Annotated in this window: 16 protein-coding genes and 1 tRNA gene; all 17 read right to left on the bottom strand. The window is 49.0% G+C overall.

The features are described from left to right. Positions 1-412: 412 nt before the first annotated feature. The 17 genes from CEK60_RS01500 to CEK60_RS01420 all read right to left on the bottom strand — a co-directional run bounded on the left by CEK60_RS01500 (position 413) and on the right by CEK60_RS01420 (position 17,891). Positions 413-2,101, bottom strand: a complete 1,689-nt coding sequence (locus CEK60_RS01500) for a DUF262 domain-containing protein (RefSeq protein WP_089037514.1) — start codon at positions 2,099-2,101, stop codon at positions 413-415. A gap of 202 nt (positions 2,102-2,303) precedes the next feature. Further along, positions 2,304-3,206 (bottom strand): DUF7014 domain-containing protein, encoded by a 903-nt coding sequence (locus CEK60_RS01495; RefSeq protein WP_089037513.1) that lies wholly within the window; start codon positions 3,204-3,206, stop codon positions 2,304-2,306. A gap of 123 nt (positions 3,207-3,329) precedes the next feature. Beyond that, positions 3,330-4,037, bottom strand: coding sequence for a hypothetical protein (locus tag CEK60_RS01490; protein ID WP_157697976.1), 708 nt, complete (start codon positions 4,035-4,037; stop codon positions 3,330-3,332). Between the two features lie 88 nt (positions 4,038-4,125). Then, positions 4,126-4,776: a hypothetical protein gene (locus CEK60_RS01485; RefSeq protein ID WP_089037511.1), complete on the bottom strand. Its 651-nt coding sequence runs from the start codon at positions 4,774-4,776 to the stop codon at positions 4,126-4,128. A 1,017-nt stretch (positions 4,777-5,793) separates the two neighbouring features. Then, positions 5,794-6,228, bottom strand: coding sequence for a GNAT family N-acetyltransferase (locus CEK60_RS01480; RefSeq protein ID WP_027958988.1), 435 nt, complete (start codon positions 6,226-6,228; stop codon positions 5,794-5,796). A gap of 157 nt (positions 6,229-6,385) precedes the next feature. Next, on the bottom strand, positions 6,386-7,348 hold the full coding sequence (locus CEK60_RS01475; protein ID WP_157697975.1) for a hypothetical protein: 963 nt from the start codon (positions 7,346-7,348) through the stop codon (positions 6,386-6,388). A gap of 378 nt (positions 7,349-7,726) precedes the next feature. After that, the gene (locus CEK60_RS01470) at positions 7,727-9,517 is read right to left on the bottom strand and encodes a DUF927 domain-containing protein (RefSeq protein WP_089037509.1); all 1,791 of its coding nucleotides are present in this window, start codon (positions 9,515-9,517) and stop codon (positions 7,727-7,729) included. Next, on the bottom strand, positions 9,510-10,502 hold the full coding sequence (locus CEK60_RS01465) for a toprim domain-containing protein (protein ID WP_089037508.1): 993 nt from the start codon (positions 10,500-10,502) through the stop codon (positions 9,510-9,512). Before CEK60_RS01465 ends, CEK60_RS01470 begins: the two co-directional genes overlap by 8 nt. Next, the gene (locus CEK60_RS01460) at positions 10,495-10,812 is read right to left on the bottom strand and encodes a hypothetical protein (protein ID WP_089037507.1); all 318 of its coding nucleotides are present in this window, start codon (positions 10,810-10,812) and stop codon (positions 10,495-10,497) included. The genes CEK60_RS01465 and CEK60_RS01460 overlap by 8 nt, the downstream gene beginning before the upstream one ends. After that, complete coding sequence (locus tag CEK60_RS21960) at positions 10,805-11,044, bottom strand: hypothetical protein (protein WP_157697974.1); 240 nt, start codon at positions 11,042-11,044, stop codon at positions 10,805-10,807. Before CEK60_RS21960 ends, CEK60_RS01460 begins: the two co-directional genes overlap by 8 nt. 453 nt (positions 11,045-11,497) lie before the next feature. Beyond that, complete coding sequence (locus CEK60_RS01450) at positions 11,498-11,725, bottom strand: hypothetical protein (protein ID WP_089037505.1); 228 nt, start codon at positions 11,723-11,725, stop codon at positions 11,498-11,500. Then, the gene (locus CEK60_RS01445; protein WP_089037504.1) at positions 11,722-12,027 is read right to left on the bottom strand and encodes a helix-turn-helix transcriptional regulator; all 306 of its coding nucleotides are present in this window, start codon (positions 12,025-12,027) and stop codon (positions 11,722-11,724) included. Before CEK60_RS01445 ends, CEK60_RS01450 begins: the two co-directional genes overlap by 4 nt. A 511-nt stretch (positions 12,028-12,538) precedes the next feature. After that, on the bottom strand, positions 12,539-13,321 hold the full coding sequence (locus tag CEK60_RS01440; RefSeq protein ID WP_089037503.1) for an isochorismatase family protein: 783 nt from the start codon (positions 13,319-13,321) through the stop codon (positions 12,539-12,541). Continuing rightward, entirely contained in the window at positions 13,322-14,548 is a 1,227-nt protein-coding gene (locus CEK60_RS01435; protein ID WP_089037502.1) for a tyrosine-type recombinase/integrase, read from the bottom strand. A 132-nt stretch (positions 14,549-14,680) separates the two neighbouring features. Then, positions 14,681-14,757, bottom strand: a tRNA-Arg gene (locus CEK60_RS01430). Positions 14,758-14,807: 50 nt separating this feature from the next. Beyond that, positions 14,808-15,755, bottom strand: coding sequence for an AEC family transporter (locus CEK60_RS01425; protein ID WP_089037501.1), 948 nt, complete (start codon positions 15,753-15,755; stop codon positions 14,808-14,810). A 138-nt stretch (positions 15,756-15,893) separates the two neighbouring features. Then, positions 15,894-17,891: a sensor domain-containing diguanylate cyclase gene (locus CEK60_RS01420; protein ID WP_089037500.1), complete on the bottom strand. Its 1,998-nt coding sequence runs from the start codon at positions 17,889-17,891 to the stop codon at positions 15,894-15,896. Positions 17,892-18,136 lie beyond the last annotated feature (245 nt).

The following is an 18,136-nucleotide window of genomic DNA, read 5'->3' as shown; positions in this document are numbered from 1 at the left end:
TGGCACTCGTACTTAGTTAGCCCTGCTGATGGAAGCAGCTTATACGAGCTTTTAAGCAAGCGTTTCTTATGGTGTCGTCTGTGGGGTCGAAACACAAAGAAGGTGAATTCTAGAAAGGAATGAAAAACATAACTATTTTATTGGCGTCCCTGGCAGGAGTCGATAAAATCAAATAACTACATGATTTTAATGTGCTTAAATTAAATAATAAAAAAACAATATACCACGCTGTATACCAGCACCTACGTCGGTAGCAGCTAACGGCTTCTCTTATATAGCCCCAATCACTGACGGCTTTTTTCGTAACACATATGGGTTATTTAGCCCAATGGAATATTTTAGCCGACACTCGTATAACAGTCGGATATGTGGCTAGCGAAGCCACAGGCTTAGCTAGCCGAATACGCCATTTTTATACGACTTCAACTGCCCATGTTTTAATCGCCTCGTTAGCTAACAACGTTTGTCTATTATCAATAGCTTCTTTATCCCATGTCTTGGCTTCCGCTATAATGCGTGTTAGTTTGAATTCAACTTGTAAAGAAAATAATTGTTCTTTCTTTTCTTCAAACGACTTTGAACCGACCCTTTTGTTTTTATCTTTCGATACCAACGCCATGTTTCCGAGGCGATTCACGTAATAGCCTTTAGATTCATTATCAATACCTGTCATTTCAGAAGTCCAAAACTGATTTCCGTTTTTCGGCATAACATGTTCCAGATTTACTTTATCTGGGTCAGAATTCACAACTTTTTCTTCGCCAGATAAATTGTTCTCAATCTCTATCAATAAGTATCTAGCACGTTTTGTATCTGATAGCGTTTTTGTAATAAATGAAGTAAAAAACTCATCATCACTGGGATAAATCGGTTTTAAATGCCTAAATACATGAGCAGATTTAGAGTACTCTCCGTTTCTAATTTTCTTCGGTATTTCCGAGTAATAATTGGATGACACACCTGTTCGACCTTCACAAATGAGATTGTATCTAACAGCCATAACCACTAAGACGTGAGTTAATTTTTTAAACTCATTGATCTCGAATTTGTCTGATGCAGCCATCAAAACAGGCAAGCTTTGCTGCGAATCTAAAAGCCTCAATGTCAGCACATGCTTTCGTGTTTCTTGTTCGTGATTATCCCAATATGAACTACTTGGATTTTGTAAAGCAGAATATATGCGTGAAGCGCTAGCTATCTTATTAGAAAACCCTACTGCATCTTGTGGTGAAGATATTTGATCTCTAATAAGTCTGAACAAACCTGTTTTTGAACTTCTCCCATAGAACGAAGACCAGAAATGCGACAAAAACCTGTTTTTAGGATCTATTTCCAACAAATTCTCTTTAACTGAACTCCACTTTTCTTTTACTTCATCAATATAGCTTTTTGATTTTGAAAACAAATGATTTTTAAGCAAATCCATAGTATCGAGAGATCTGCCACGATCATTCAAAGTCTCAAAAATAACATAGGCGTCAGCTTCATCTTGAACACTCAGCACTAGTATTTTCACTTTCTCAAAAAGGTAATTATGCAGTTCCAACAACTTATTTTCATTACCTGCTATATAACTTTCCACAAGATCCCAAAGCGATAAAATTGATTGCAAGAGCAGATAGTTTGAGTTTTTCTTGAGATAAACTTTCTGTCTTGCTTTAATCTGATCTTTTGTTGCGTCCGCAATGACGAAAATTCTGAAAATATCATTATTTTCCTCATTCATAAAAAATTTTTCGGAAGTTTTTAGTGTCATTATATCCTGTTCACCAAAAAACTTATTTCTAAACCAGTCCGCTCGTTCATTATCTCCTGAAAACCTGAACATTCTGCGAATAATACTGATCAAAATCAGGGCCGTAGTTAATCGTTGCTGCCCGTCAATAAGCTCTAAAAATTCGCCTGAATTCTTAACGACTATTGGGCCTATAAAATACTCACCTCTCTGATTTTCAATAGCTTCTACGACATCATCCCAGAGCTGGGACACTTCTTCTTCTGTCCAAGCGTAGCTTCTCTGAAACTCTGGAACCCTAACAATCTTAGAGGTAGCCAAATACTTGCTGACGGGCAACATTTCAGTTTCTATAAAGTTAGCCATTTTTTATCTTGATCTCCTTTTGATACCGCCCTCTAGTTTGGGCCTTATCTAATTGTCTAATACCGCCAACAACAACGAATAATATATAGCTTGCTGTGGATCAAGCTGGAACAGTACAACTTCAAAAGCAAATTGTGCACCCCAGTTAATCTTAATTTTTTCAACTAAAATAGTTTTCCAAATATTTGTTATGTGACACTTTTCACCCAAACTCAGAGCAAAGGAGTAGTATAGCAGAGGCCGTTGAATTCACTGTGTATGTGGCCACATGCTCCGATATGACTTTGGCTTGAGCTCCGGCCCCGTGCGATGAACTTAGGCGATTTCTAAGAGTTGCTATCAAAATCAAAGGCTGTTCCCAGAATTGATCAAGCTGTCCATTACCCAACAACGCCTTGAGCAGCACAGAAGCGGAGTCTGTTTCCCTGAATGGAATCGAGTTCTTAGCACAGAGCACTTTCATTACACTTTCAAACGCGCTGCCACATTTAGTGAGGCAATCTCGATGATCTCTCTTTCGATGATCTTCCAGCGCCTTCAAAAACTCGTCATTTGCATGCTTAAACTCTGGTGCATTCAACAGTGTAAGTGCGGGCTCCATCGCGCTTTGATGCAACACCTCGCTATCCTTACGAATGATTTGAGGAAATTCAGCAATTCGCATCGACATGGCCGGAGTGCCATGGAAAGATGATTCAATTTCTTCCATTGAGTATCCGGTCAGATGGTAAGGCAGTGCGTCAATACGTAAAAAATCGTTGATGCCCTGAATTAGTGGATTATCAGGCCACGTAATACCAGGGAGATTCGAGCGAAAGATTAGCTCAATCATATCAAGAAAATGTTCATCACTGCAGGTGTCTAAAAAATTCAGCAAATCATCTTCCGGCGATGAATGAGAAGATGTTTCGGAGAGCCCAAATGTGCCATAGAGATATGCAGCCTTCTGGTGCAGTCCACCCAAAAATGCGTAAAATTGATATTGCAGAGTGTCATGCAGCAACATCAAAACCCTGTTTCGAAACTCCTTAGTTAGCGGTTTAACCACCACCTTCGAGGGCTTCTGCTCACGTCTTGAAAAAACATCGAATAGCTTTTCAAACATTTTAAGGCCTCCTAGTTACATAGCACTTTGCTAAACAGTGATAAATAACTCTCTATTATGTAACATAGTAAAAAGGATATTATTCCTGTGCATAACACTTAACAAAAATCATCAAGCGTTCCTTCATCGCATTCGGTGTTTATAAAGTTCCTCCCCACTACAAATTTGATAACACTTTTCCATATCTGTGAATATTTTTGGAAGCTGATCCGATGCGTAGCTAACAAAACCTTCGACATAATGCCTTCCTTGCGGTGTCTCATGAATAAAATCGTATGCACCAGCCCTCAAATGACTAAGTTCTGCCAAAGCTTTAGTGTAGTTAATGGCAGCAATATAAAAATTCTCATTTAACTCAGCAATTTCAGTGAGGTGTTTATCTATTAAATGCTCATATACTTTTGGGAAAGACTGCCCACCTCCACCATCTTTATTATAGTACTCGAACTTCTCTGTGCCTGATGTTGACTTAATTATTTTGTATAGCGTATCACTAGGCTCACTCTTTACTGTTTCTATTAAATCTTTGATTTTTAGCCAAGTCCAATGATTCAACTCTATCTCTTCTGAGATAATAGCTTTCAGCGCGCCAATCTTTCTTAATCTTGCTTTTCTTTTCCTTCTATACTCCAGCACTTCTTTAACAAGAAAAAGAAAAACAGCCACAAATATACTTATTGACGTTGCATTCATACCACTTATAATCTCCAAGTAGAAACCTGATCTTTCAACTTGAAGCACAAATAAAATCAACAAATAAGAAAATGCCAATATGATGATACCAAAAAGCATTCCTAGTATTTCAGGTAGAAGAGATTTCAATAGTTTCAATTTTAATCCAACTTTTTAGTGAATAACTAAGACACTCAGCAAGCATGGCTTTAAAGCTACAACGAAAAATCTGTTGCTGTACTGACGATTAAGAGTCATGAATCGATAAGCCCGAACGCTGCATATAGTCATCAACTTCATTATTTCTCTCAAATATCTTGGCTATACGATATAGCCTCATGGGAACATATGTAGTTCCCGGCTTTGGAAGCGGCAATGTCGCCCTATTGCCATCCACATCAACTAGTATGAATCTCTCAATTAAATTCCCATCATAAAAGTAGTCGTACCAATAAGTAATCGCTCTAGGGTTGGGATGTTGATTTGCCCAAGGCTCTTTAAAATCATCACATTCGACGCCCACCTCGTCGTTCCTCGTTCTAAAGCGCAATCTAGGATCAGAGCGTAGAAATGCTTCAGCAGCCCAATCTGTATGCAAAACTTTCCAAGCACTTGGCTCTTCTTCGTCAATCAAGCGCAAAAGCTCATCGAAAGACATATGACGGATTGGCTTTCGGTCAGGAAGTATGTACTCAGCTACAGAAGGCAAGGAGAGAAATACAGACGCCAACAAGCTTAAAACGAACGCAATAGGCTCCAGCTCTACACCCATGCTCCAAACAATCCCCAGAACCAAGGCCAAAAGTAGAAATATCCCGCCTATAACACGTACTGCATGAGCCTGTTCTTTTAGCCATAAAGCCAAAGATTCGATTAATGGTCTGTAATTTATCGTCATATATGCTCTTATTTGAAATTAACATTTACTAAACGGTTCATTCTATGTTTAAAACATATCGTTACTTTCTTCTGTAAATACAGCCTGCAAGATCACTCAATCCTATAATGCTACTACCCATTAAAATAATTATATTTAAGATTTGTTTTTTTTGTGCTTGCTCCATTTTCCTGCATACCCACTGCGCGTCTGGACTAACCTGAACATTGAGTTTAATGGCTCATGGAAAAGCTTAGCTGGAGCGGCTAAGCCCCTGTAAAAAAATAATGATAATGCGTCTCAGCAACTCCAATTGAGGGGTTGGTGTTCAAAAGTTCAATAATTGCAAGCTAGTAAACTCTCATCAGTCATGCACTCATGCTTCATTATATTTAAGCAGTATTCACCATTTTTCTAGGTCTGTACAACCCAATGATCTGAGACTTTAGATCATTTTGTGTCACTACTCACCGTAACACCTCGGTACTGCTAGGCCTTATCAAGAATGCCCTTTTTAGCTATCGGCCAGCCGATAGCCCAGCTTTAGCTAATTGCTCCCCATCCTATCCATTGAAACTGCATAACCTCGCATGAAAACGCATGATTTTCATGCACCGATTTTCCACCAGCCAGCCCAGCAGTGGCGCGGCTTGGCGGCGGGTGCAGAGGTGCATAAAAACCACTACATTTAGCGCGCGGGCGGGGCGGGGTGACGATGGCGCGGCGTGGGTCGCGGCCGGTGTGGGGCAGATTGGCTGGCAACATCGCCGCATGAAGGCCTGTAGGCGCTCGTACAAGGCTGGCTACCCTTCCGCCCTCCTTTCTACCTGCCTAACACGACAACGCCCCGCACAAAGGCGGGGCGTTGGTCACCTACCAGCTTCTTTCGCCGATGCAGCATCCTTACTTAGCGCGGTGTACTGGCGGCCACGGATCTTATCTTCTGAGCTGCGAAGCGATAGCGCGCCGTAGGTCGCGGTTAGGGCGAACGCCTATGACTGTCAAAACTGCCGCTAGAGCGACCTTGAGAATGTTTGGTTATGAATGCGCTGTCTGATACCGCATTTCAATCAGTTGATGTTCGCCCACGACTTCTACTTCCTTGATGAACTCAAATCCAAACCTTTCGTAGTAATCTCTAAGGTAAGTGTGGGCATGGATCTCAATGGAAGTGACACCTAACTCCTGGGCATATTGCATCATTGCCTGAACAACTTTCGAAGCGACGCCCATTCCTCGACATACCTCACTGACCGCTATCCTGGCCATGGTAGAAGAGCCGTCTTCTTTCACTGTTAGCCGGGCCGTTGCAATGGGTTCACCGTTGTCCGTTACCAGCGCGTGGAATGATTCCTCATCCAGTCCATCCAGTTCAAGCTCTGCAGGAATCTGCTGTTCACGTGTAAACACCTGATAACGGATACCTTGAGCCTGCCTGATCAATTCAGAATCATTACCGATAGTGACTTCCATTGCTGTTTTTCTCCAAAAAATAATGGATATAAACTAGCACATGCGTCTCTCCCGCTTGAACGGGTGGACGACAGCCAGAGCTTGGATTCCTAGCCCTAACATGCGAAAGCCCCGCAAAAAGGCGGGGCGTTGGCCGTAAGCTAGTGAATAGCAGAGGTTAGGCTTGGGCGCTATCTAAATCGTCCAGGCTCGGTACATACTCCATTTGCAGCTCAAGGTCTTTTAAACGGCGGGCAAAGCCCAGGCTTGATGCGTACTCACCCTTTACCGCCTCACATTCGAGGCGCGGCGGTAGCTGGGTCGCTGGCATGGCTTGTTGGCCACCCACTTCTGGCAAGAAACTAACCAGCAGTTCACCCAGCGCTGCGTACTGACGCAGGCGAATTTCACGGGATGCGTGCCTGTGATCATCATTGGTCATGTGTGGCGTGATGCTTTTCCCTGGCTGGATAGCAACATCAATACCTAGTCCAATCATGAAACTTGTATCGTTATAGGTGCCTACCTCGATACGCTCAAAAAGCTGCGGCACAGCAGCGCTAAATTTTGCCATGCTCTCGCTTTCACTCATTTCTTTCAGGCTATTCATTAGCTGATTGTGCGATGAAAGATCATCAAGGCGACGCGCGGTTATTCGTAGCGAGAGGCGCGCAGCGTGGGTCTGCATTTTGAGCCATTCCGCTTGCGGTTCCAGCAGCGCTATCATTTCCTTGATCTGGCTAGCTTCTGAGGCCCACTGCCCCTTTTGCTTGAGCTTGTCACGTACCGCTTTGCTCTGTTTGCCGAAGCCCTTCACGAATTCTTGCCGCCATTCGGCATCCACTCCTTTCTCTTGCTGGCCTAACGCACTCAGCGTTTTCCGTAATTTTGTTAGCTCATTAGTCACATCTTCGAGCTTCTCACGACGTATTAAGTAAGTGGCTCTCTCCCTATTCACCTGTGCGGTTAGTTCTGCCGCTGTGACCCCGGTAGCAACAATGTCGGGGGCTTTAAAGTAACGCATGTTGGCTGCTTCCATGTTTTGACTCTCCGGTTTAGCGGCTGGGGTGGTTTCTGGTGACTGCTGGGTCATGTTGGCCTCACGGTTGGCATGGGTGCGCGGGTGAAACGGTGGAGCCAAGGCCCCACCAACGGGAAATGTTTAGCTGGGTGAAAAACGCCTGCCAGGAAGGGAAAGGGGTCGCCTCCTTGCAAATATGGGAATAGTTCTCAATACCTCCCATATATAATTCCCCTGTCTGATTTTGAAAAACGGGGGCAACGTGGCAACAACGGCAATAGCATTGATTTAATTGATATTTTTTTTGGCAACCTGTAGCCGCTTTTTTAAAACGGCAACAGACAGAGTCAGGATCTATATAGATATAAAGATATGTGTTGCCTTTGTAGCCACCTCTCTTATTAATAGGCAACACCTGTAACCCGCATGGTTGCTGGGCGTTGCCGTTGTAGCCAGTGTTGCCACAGAAACTAGGTTCACGCGTAAAAAGCCTCTGCATCATTCGCCCCCTCGCTCGCCGTCCAACTTGTCGGGATCAATGACAAAAAAGCGCGTGCTCCCTCCTCCTGGCAGGCGGTAGTTTTTCTGGCGGCGGCCACTATCGGTTTTGGCCAACACGTTGTAGGTTTCCAGAGTGCGTATCACGCGGTCTCTGCCATACCCCGCGGCCGCTTCTGTTAGTGAGGCACGGTTGAACAGATAAAGGCGTTTTCTGTCCTCTATCTCGTAGTAACCCGCACGGTGCTTGATGCCAGGATTAGGCAGCTCAGCGGCGATGTTGGAAAAGCGACTATCACCGTGCATAGCGATAAAGTCCGATAGCGCGCTAAGTATTTGTCGATCTTCGGCGTTCCCATCGCCAACCCTGGCGACCCACTCGCGGAATAGCTGACTACATGCGTTAGCGGCGGTGCCTTCTTCCCACGGTAAAATCCCGTAGGTGGATGCCAGCTCTCCCGCTAGTCCAATAATGGCGAAGCGATCCGCGACCCTGCCCGCTTGCGGGCCGTCAGAATTGAATCCTCCCCGCACCTCAGCGAACCGCTGATAAAAGTAGTCAGGGTCGGTTTCCTTAATGAGGTGCTCCACGAACGCAGGCCCCACCATGCCGTAGTGGTGTGCAGTGGCTGTGGTTAGCTTTCTATGAAAGGTAGCCCCGCTCATGCCGTGAACGTCATCAAAGGCACGGTAGGTGCGTGTGCCCGCGTTAACATCCACCATGCGCAGCTCTGCCCCGGCGTGGGCGGCATTACCTGAAATGGCCGCATGTTCAGACAGTGACCGCTCCCCACTGGAAAGCGCTAAAACACGCCAGTAGAGCTTAGTTCGCCCTTCCCGCTCGCGGGTCATGGTGCCTTTACCGGTGCCGTTAGCGATGGCGTAGGCCATTTCTTGTACCCGCTTGGGGTCAGCACGTTTTATCTCGTCCAGAATCAGCACCGTGTCATTACGGGACGATGCCTCAATCTCGATACCGCCCCGCGACATATCCCAAGACGCGGCAAAACGACTGGGGTCGCCCCATACTGAGGCGGCGATAGCCTGGGCCAGTGACTTACCGCTCGATGAGTCACCCACCAAATGCACACCACCACCGTTTACGCCTACCTTTGAAAGCAGCGGCCCCGCCAACGCGCAGCAAACCGATAGAATCAGTACCGGGTTGCCCTGGCAGTAGTGGGCTAGCTCGCTTTGCCAGCCTTCCAGCGTGCCCCGTTCAGAAAATAGGTGGGCACCCTTGCCGCTGTCCTGAAAGCGCACGTCCTTACCGCCTAAAATTTTGCCGGGGAGTACAAACGCCCCGCTTGCATCGTGCCAGCCCGGTTTGGTGGTGGTGGCCAGCACGCGCTTTAAGTCGTGGTGACTGGCGATATAGGCAGGCACATAGCGGCGCTGGTGGTACTCCACTTTTAAGCCCTGGCGGAAAAGGGCTTTTAGGATCTCCTCGCCCTTCCCGGCCAGTGCTTCCATGGGCATGACGTATTCAATGACCTTGCCCCGGTGCTTAAAGCGCAGTAAGCGGCCGACGCTGCCGTCATCACTGTTGAGCGTTTCAGCATCCACATGCAGTGGGCCACAAATCCATAGATCAAACGGTTGACCAATATCATCACCCTGGCCTTGTTTGATGCCGTGAAACCATGTGCCCGCTCGAAACAGCTTGCCATCCACCAGGGTTTGCCCTTCGTACACGGCATAGCTTGGGCGCTCTAACGTGTCGATCTCCGGCGCAGTCGGTTGGCCAACAAGCGCAAGGTGGCTTTGCTGCTCACGTTTAACCTCACTCATGGCGGCCCCCTTGTTGGCGATACCAGCACGCCAAGTCGTTAAAATCGGTCAGGCTATGCGGGGCTTCTGTCGGCCAAGCCGGGAACAACACCAATGCCCCCACTGCCAGCGCGGCAGCATTGGCGGCATGACGTCCAGGGTTTCCAGGGGTAGCGCGGTCATCGTCGCCTGCAATGACCATTTCTAGGTGGCCATAGCGTTCACATAACGCACGCGCCACCGGCTCAAGGTTGCCCGCATGCATGGCGCACGCTACGGGTTCGCGGGTATGGGCGTGGATAGTGGCTCCCGTTGCCCAGCCCTCGCAGACGTACAGCGTTTTTCCAGGCAGTACATGGCCAAGGGGTGAGTAAGCCCCCTGCACCTGCCCGCCTTTTAAAAAGCGCTTGTTCCCTTGAGCATCGATCAACTGCACATTGACCAATTCACCGTTGGCGTAAAGGGGCACCATTAGCTGCCCTTTGGGGGTTTGGCGTAGGCGGTAAGCGCTAATCCCCTTACGCACCAAATACGCATGCCCAGGGCAAGCGGGCTGGCCACTCAGCCACAGCTTTTTGGCTAACTCTGCGGCCTTTTGCAGGGCCAACAGGCGTTGCGCTTCCGCCTGCTGGCGTAGCTGGGTCTTGGTGGGGGTAACGGCAATGGGGGGTGAGGCTTGCGCCTCACCGTTGCGATGGAAAATACCCAGCCCTAAGCGCTGATCGATCATCATGGCGGCGTCTACCTGCCGACAGCCGCGCAAGTAACTAAGTAGCGACACCAAATCGCCACCATGGGCGTCTGAGTCAGCAAAGTCGTTCCACTTGCCGCTGGTGAGCGAGACACCAAACGAGCCTTTTCCTTGATCATCGCGGGCCGTGTTGCGTGCTACCCATTCACTGCCCTGGCGTGCCCCATCGGGTAGCCATTCGGCGAGTAATGTTTCAGCGTCGTTTAATGCGGCGATGGCCACTTGCTGAATCTTTTGAACGGTCGTCTTAGCCATGACTCGCCTCCCTCTTGGCAGGCGGTATTTGGCGGCTGACGGTTTTGCGCGCCACTAGGAAAAGGTCAGACGCATCGGCCAGTAAAATTCGCGATGCGATAGCCACATTGGCTAAATCACGCGCATCGGCGCTGGCCCCTGGCGTATCCAGTTGGCAAAGCGACAGCATCAAATTGCTGACGGCCTCCAGGCGCATTTCTGCGTGTTCAAACAGCGTGTCGCCATCGGCGCGAGGATCAACTAACAAGCATTCGGCTTCTGTTAGGCAAACCGCATCTTCAAGCCGTGGGGAATTCGTGAACTTAGTCATGAGCCACCTCCTCGACACACAAGCGCTCAAGCTCGACGAGAAGTTGGTCATGTTCTTGGTAAGAGAGGAGATTTAGCGCGGTGGCCATGCGTGCCATACCCAACAGCTGGTGAAGCTGTGCAGGCTTACGGTTAACACGGTAGGCAATCAGTTTTGCACCGATTAGCGCGATAGCAACATGCGAGGGGGAAACGTGGGTGTGCGTAGACGCACCTTGGCTGTGATTGGCCATGGGTAAGACTCCTTTGTGTTTGGAGTCACCAACAACCGTTCTCACACGATTGGAGGCGACCGTACGCGGGGTGAGAAACCGGCCACAAAGAAAACCGGCCACGCCGAAGCGTGCCCACGCACAGCCGCCATAACGACACATTACAGGCATGAAAAAAGCGCCTGCAATGGTAGGGGCGCTGTAGCGCCTTTGTGAAGTCGGGTTCTCACGCCCGGCTGTAGATTTTGCTACAGCAAAACCATGATAAGCATTCCCGAGCGTTCCTCGCAAGTCTTTCAGTTCGAAAACGGCAAACACCCTGCTAAGATTTTTCACTCATCTCTCCTTGTTTATCTGTTCCCTTTGGCCCCAGCGCTCCCCGCTCTGGGGCCTTTTTTGCGATCTCTGGACAAAACTTCCCCATACCCGCTGGGCTTGGCCCAGCAGCGTTATGGCATTGGCAGGTTTAGGGGGTTAGCAGTCGGTCAATATTTCTGTGGGGGGCTGATGGCGGTTGAAGCGTTCCAGGCCATCACGCTGGCCATCTAACCATTTAGCGCTGATATCACCAGTCGACCCTTTACGGAAGGCCTTTCGGCTGGGTGATTTGGTGGCATCTACCATGGCGGCTTCAAGCTTGACCACATCGTCAGCGGTGAGCTTCAGCGTTGTTCCGTTAATGGTGAATTCAAACTGGCTCATACGTGGCGCTCCGGTTGGTGTGTGGTCATGCGTAGCGGTGCTGGGCGGCTTCCCAAGGTTTGGCGTTTGCGTTCCTCCAGGCAGTTAGCAATCCAGCTATCCACCTCCTCCTCTAGCCAAGCAACGCTTTTGCCGCCAATCGGCACTGGGGCCGGGAAAGTGCCCTGGCGAATACCGTCATAAATGGCCGAACGGCTTTTACCGGTTTTCTGCTCGACCTCCTTGCGACGCAGCAGACGATTACCTAGCTGGATCTTATTCACCGTTCTGAAAGGCGGTGTGTGAGTGGTGAGTTCAGGCATTGATTTGTGTCCTCGCGGTGTCATTCCAGGCAAGTGCCCTAGTGGCCCTATGAAGCTTGACGGTTATCGAAATGACGCGCCATCGATGCGCGTTGTGCCACGATTCCCGCACAACGGGATGGCACGCGAACGATTCCGGGCAGCTAGCCGCGTATCCAAAGCGGCTTTGGATGACAGAGAGGACATTGGTTGTTGATGAGCCATAAGGTGGGTTCCTTCAGCTAGTGGTGACGTTGCAAGCCTTACGCTTGAGACACCACTAGCTTGACGAGGAACGAGGAGGACTACCAGAAAGCGCTGTTGTAAGAACTGTATGGATATACAACAGAAAGTGTTTAATAACCTCTTTATAACACGTTGATAAAGCGTCACCCGTTGGGCAAACTTATTTTGTATTTTAAATTCAAAATGTTACATAAAAACCAGCCAGTATTCACCTGTTGTAGAAAACGGAAAATTTACAACACGCAGTTGCCTAAATCGTCACTCAGCTACGGCGCTGGCCATTGCTCTACCCCTCCTTGGTAGCAATGGCATGCTCGATTGCGTGAAGCACTAACGTGGTATCCACTACCGTAGAATTACCCTGGTGCAGGTTCGTCATGGCAAGGGTATGGATGGTCTCGGGAAGAATATCCACGGCGTCGTAACTAAATTTCTCGAAGGTGTAGCAAGCGTCATCGGGAACCCATACGGTGAACCCTAAGTTAGAGGCGCTTCTTACCGTCGCCTCTACCGCCCCTTCACTGGTCGATCCCACCACTACGAGTTGGCGAATGGATCGCTTAAGCAGCCAATCCTCAATGTTGGAGCGTAAAAAAGCATCCGTGATGCTTTTATCGAAAATCTCTTCGTTAGCGAGAGGCTCTAAACCAAGTTTAAAACGGACCCCAGGATGGCCGGGGGAATAGGGAGATTCTGGATCACCAGAGAGATGACGAACATGGATGATAGGCAGCGAGTTTTCACGCCATGCACTCAGCAGCCGATGCATGTTGTACTCTGCGCGCTCGTTATTGCGCTTTCTAAAATAGGGATAATACATATCCGCCTGCTGCTGATCGATAATCATCAACGCACATGCATCGGGGTTTAAACTCGTTAAATCGAAGTTTTCCGCTACTGCATCGATTGTCGTATCACCTAATACCTCCTCAGCTTTAAACTTAATGCCACACTTCTTGTTAGTACACTCTTGGTATAAAACATGATACCCATCTGTCATTTTACGGCTTGATCTAGTCCGGGTTTTCGTTCCGCATTCAGGACATTTGATAGGCAGCTTAATTCGCATTTAAACCTCGGCGCTAATGTTATCTAGGTAATCCGCCCAAAACTGCATCATGGCGGGCCGTTGATCCGGGGCCATGTGCTGGGCATGGGTGTAAACGCCCTCGATCCCTGGCAGCTTGTGCGACAGCTGTAGTTCTATCCATTCTCTGGGGTAGCCCAACTCTTTTAAGCCGGTGGCCACCACATGGCGAGTGCCGTGGGGTACGTGCCGCCCTTCATAGCCAAGACGCTTTAAGGCCATGTTAAAGGCGGCATCGGATATCGGCTTACGGGGGTTGTTGCGACCTGGGAACAGTAATTTGAATGTGCCCGTTAACTTGTGCAGATAGCGCAATTCGTGAATAGCTTGAGTGGGCAAAGGTACTTGATGCGCCCTTGCCATCTTCATACGCTCGGCGGGGATCTTCCAAACAGCGGCTTGCAGGTCGAATTCTTTCCACTCAGCCATGCGCAGCTCACCTGGGCGCACAGCAGTCAGTAACAATAGCTTTAAGCCGATACGCACCATCGGGCTTTTATCGTATTCCTCAATATCACGCACAAGCTCGGGTAGCTCCTCCTGAGATATGTGGTGAAAGCTTCCTCGCTTATAGGGTTTAAGCGCTGTATTGAGGTCGGTGAGAGGGTTAAAACTAGCCCTTCCCGTTATGATGGCATAGCGATAGATATCCCTGCAGAAGGCATGTAGGCGGCGTCTTTGCTCAAATTTCCCCAAGTCTTCCAACGTGCGCAGGATTTCCAGCCATTCAAGGGGCAAAATGCTCTCAATGGCGCGACTACCCACCTTCGGGAAAACGTACATTTCTAGCACCCGCTTACTATCGTTGGCCCGCTTAGAGGTCTCTTTCCAACGCGGCACCATGCTCGCGTGCCACTCCATGGCCAGCACCTCAAACGTGTTTTGTGCAGCGTACTGTTGCTGCCGCCTATCGTTTTGCTTTTGCTCAACGGGGTCGACGCCTTGGGATACTAGCCGTCTGATATCTGCCCGCTTCTCTCTGGCTTCAGCAAGGCTCACTTCTGGGTATTTTCCAAGGCTAATCATGTTGCGCTTGCCGTTAGGGCGTGTGTAGCGCAAACGCCAGCCACGGCGGCCATCGGGCCAGATCCTAAGTTCTAATCCTTGGCCATCGTTGAGGGCTAAAATTTTCGTGCTAGGTTTGGTTGAGTTTATCTGTCGAACAGTTAGTGCCATGGCGGTATACCGAGCATCTTCGAATGGAGGCATATACCATTCTGTATACCATTTAGCAGCGGGATTTGGAAGGAACAGCGAGGAACGATGAGGAGCCAAAAACCTTGTATTTCAGAGTATTGTACTCTTTTTTAGGCCTTCTCAGGACGTCTCAAGAATGGCCGTTGGCGTCCCTGGCAGGAGTCGAACCTGCGACCTGCCGCTTAGGAGGCGGCTGCTCTATCCTACTGAGCTACAGGGACTTATGGGGCGCATAGTATAGCGTGTTGGAGAGTGTCAGCCAACCGCGCAGTTAAATCCATCCTAGCAGGCGCAGCACAAAGATACCGCTGGTGACGGTGACGCTGGCCATTAAGGTAGTTATCGCGATGATATTGGCGGCCAGCGCTACATTGCCGTTAATTGCTTTTACCATCACAAAGCTGGCGGCGGCGGTTGGGCTGGCGAAGAATAGAAATAACAACCCTAGCTGCTCTCCAGAGAACCCCACCGCCCACGCTGCTAGCGTGGAAAGCAGCGGTAGCACAATCATTTTCATGCTACTGGCGCTTAATGCGATTTGGCTGCCGCTGCGCATGGTGGCGACCGAGAGCGTGGCGCCGACACAGATCAATGCCAGCGGTAGCGTTAGCGAGGCGAAGTAATCGCCTGAGGTAATCAGCCAACTGGGCAGTGGAATTGAGAACGCTGTGAATGGCAGCGCGGCGATCACAGAAATAATCAGTGGATTAGTGACGATATGCTTTAACAGGCTGCGCCAATTTGTCGATTGCCCAGGTTGGTAAGCTGCCAGAGCCACCACCGAAAGCGCGTTATACATCACAATCACCACGCCAAGTAGCAGGCTACCGGCAGAAAGCCCGTAGTTACCGTACATTCCCGCTGCCAGTGCCAACCCTACGATGCCGCAGTTACCCCGGAACGCGCCCTGAACATAAATACCGCGGTCGGCTTTAGGCACCCGATAGCTCGCCCATAGCCAACTGATCAGGAACTGGCCAAGTGTCGCGGCGGCAAAAAACAGCAGTAACGGCACATCTAACGCAACGCTTAGATCAGCTTTTATTAAACTCAAAAAAATCAGCGTGGGGAGCGTTGCTTTGAAGACGAGAGCGGACGCTGTGGAAACAAATTCTCTGTCGATCCACTTTAGGCGCTTTAAGCCGATGCCGACGAACACCATGGTAAAAACAGGTAATGTGATATCCAGCGTGCGGGAAAATAGCTCAAGTAGGTTCACGAAAGCACTCTCATTCGAATAAGCAGGCGCTTATATTCTACCGTCACTCGGGGTTTGTCGACTGATGGGAATAAATAAGGGTCTTAGTAGAAGACTAACCCGAAGACGCAAAGGCCAAAGGCACTTCAAATGTCACCGTTATTCAAATAACGACATTGGGTCTAGTGCCTTTGGCAGTTTGACCACCACACTGTCACGTCCATGCGCTTTGGCTTCGTAACTGGCGGCATCCGCTCGGGAAAGTGCCACGTTGTAGTTAGTGTCGTTCTCATCGAAGCTGGTCACACCAATACTCAACGTCACGGTGTACTCTTTGCCTTCATGGGAAACCGACACTTCGCTCACCGCTTGGCGTAGCGATTCAGCAATGCGTTCTGCCTGGCCTAAGGTACAGCTCGGCAGCAGCACCCCAAACTCATCGCCACCTTGGCGTGCTACGTGGTCGCTGCGGCGAACCTCCCACGCGACTACCTGGGCAATACGTCGCAGCATTTCGTCCCCTAACGCATGTCCACCTTCATCGTTAATCGGCTTGAAGTGATCAAGGTCGAACAGTAGCAGCGCTGACGGCGTGCTGGTTTTCCGGAAGTCGGCAAAGGCCTCTTCAAGACGACGCTCAAAACCACGGCGGTTGAGCAGACCAGTTAATGGATCATGCTCGGCTTCCCAACGTTGAAGCGCTTCCTGCTCTCGGCGTTCGGTAATGTCTTTTACCACACCCACCAAGCCAAGCGAGTTCCCCCCCTGGGAAAGCATGACCACACGGGCGTGAATCTCAAGCCAAAGCATCTCTTTGTCACTGCGTATAAAGCGCAGTTGACGCACGTAGTCATTGCCGGTTTTTAAGCTATGTATCCACATATCTTTCGCGCCGGAACGATCATCTATATGGATTTGCTCAAGCCAAGCTTCCATAGGCAGATCAGGCTCAATACCCAAGATATCTAATAGCGCGGGGTTCATATAGGTAATGTCGCCGCCAAAGTCAGCTACAAACATTCCTTGGGGCGAGGCATTGAGCACCGAATCCAAAAATGCTTCACGCTCTTGAAGGTGCCCTACTAGCAGCTGACGCTCGTTCTCAACACGATTAAAGGTACTGGCTACTTGTTTTAGCTCTTGCATATTGGTCGCAAGATCAACGCCTGAACGGCGGCCAAGCCCTACTTCATCAATTTGTGTTTCAAGCAGATTTAATGGCATTAAAATACGTGCCAGCAACCACCATAAAACAGGCATCATTAAGACCGCAGCGGCGCACCAAATCCACCATAGCTTATGGATAAAACCAGATAGCGGTAATTGAGCTTGCTTTAGAGGAAGGTAAAGCCCTACCACCCAGTTCGCCGACCATACCTGCGCATAGGACTGTAGACCCACTCGGCCATCAAGCAACTTACCAACGCCATCGCCCTGCCAGCCATCGAGCGCTAAGTCCAACAACGGGATAGACGTTGCATCAAAGCTATCGTTGTTAATGAGCGCCCTATTCGGGTGATATAATATTCGGCCAGTGGCAGTAGAAACCGCGGCATAACCTTCACTACCCAATCGAATGGTTGCTAGGCGTTTGAATAATCCACTGCTATTTAAACTGACGACCCCGCCAATCATGCCCCCGAACCGCCCATCGCTGTCTAGCCGGGGCACACTGACTAACACCATTGGCATTTCACTAGCCCGGCCAACAAACGGCTCGCTCACATAAGGCCTTCGCGTGCCTCTGAGCATTCTAAAATATTCAAGTTCTGCTGTTTCAAGGCCTACACGCCCCGCCACTGCTGGCCAATCAGACACAATTCTGCCGTTGCTATTGCTGACAACGATAGCGTCGAACCATGCCAATAGTGCATCGTTTTTGCGCAGCTCATAGCCAAGCCATTCAGGGTCGTTCGACATTCCAAGGATGTCGCTTAGTCGCTCTAACGCTTGAAAGCGGTGGTCGATTTGCTGGGTAACTTCGTCCGCAATCAGGTCGGCTTCATAACGCATGTGGGCCATATTCGCTTCTTGCACCATGGTTTTGCCCACCTGCCACGCCATCCCTAATACCAACCCAGCCAGTATCAACAGCGCACACAAAAGCCCCAGCAGCAGCCGGCCTTTTAAAGAACTAAGGATTGATTTACTCAGCATCGATTTCCTAAACATCGATCGTTTGCAGGCAGCAGCCAGACGCACCAATCACCACCATTTTATTAACGCTTGCTACGTCCTCGTTCAATGAGCCTGCCCCAATCGCGTTACAAACCGACAACTTACCAAAATGGAGGAAGAAGTGCGCGTTGGTGAAATTCAACGTGGTTGTGCTTTTGATATGTATCATTATGTAACAAGGAACCCTCTTACCGTAAGACCACTTTAGGCTTAATTGATAAGCT

Origin of the sequence: Halomonas sp. N3-2A (genome assembly GCF_002216165.1) — a bacterium.
Lineage (GTDB): Bacteria > Pseudomonadota > Gammaproteobacteria > Pseudomonadales > Halomonadaceae > Vreelandella.
This window is presented reverse-complemented; position numbering and strand designations above follow the sequence as displayed.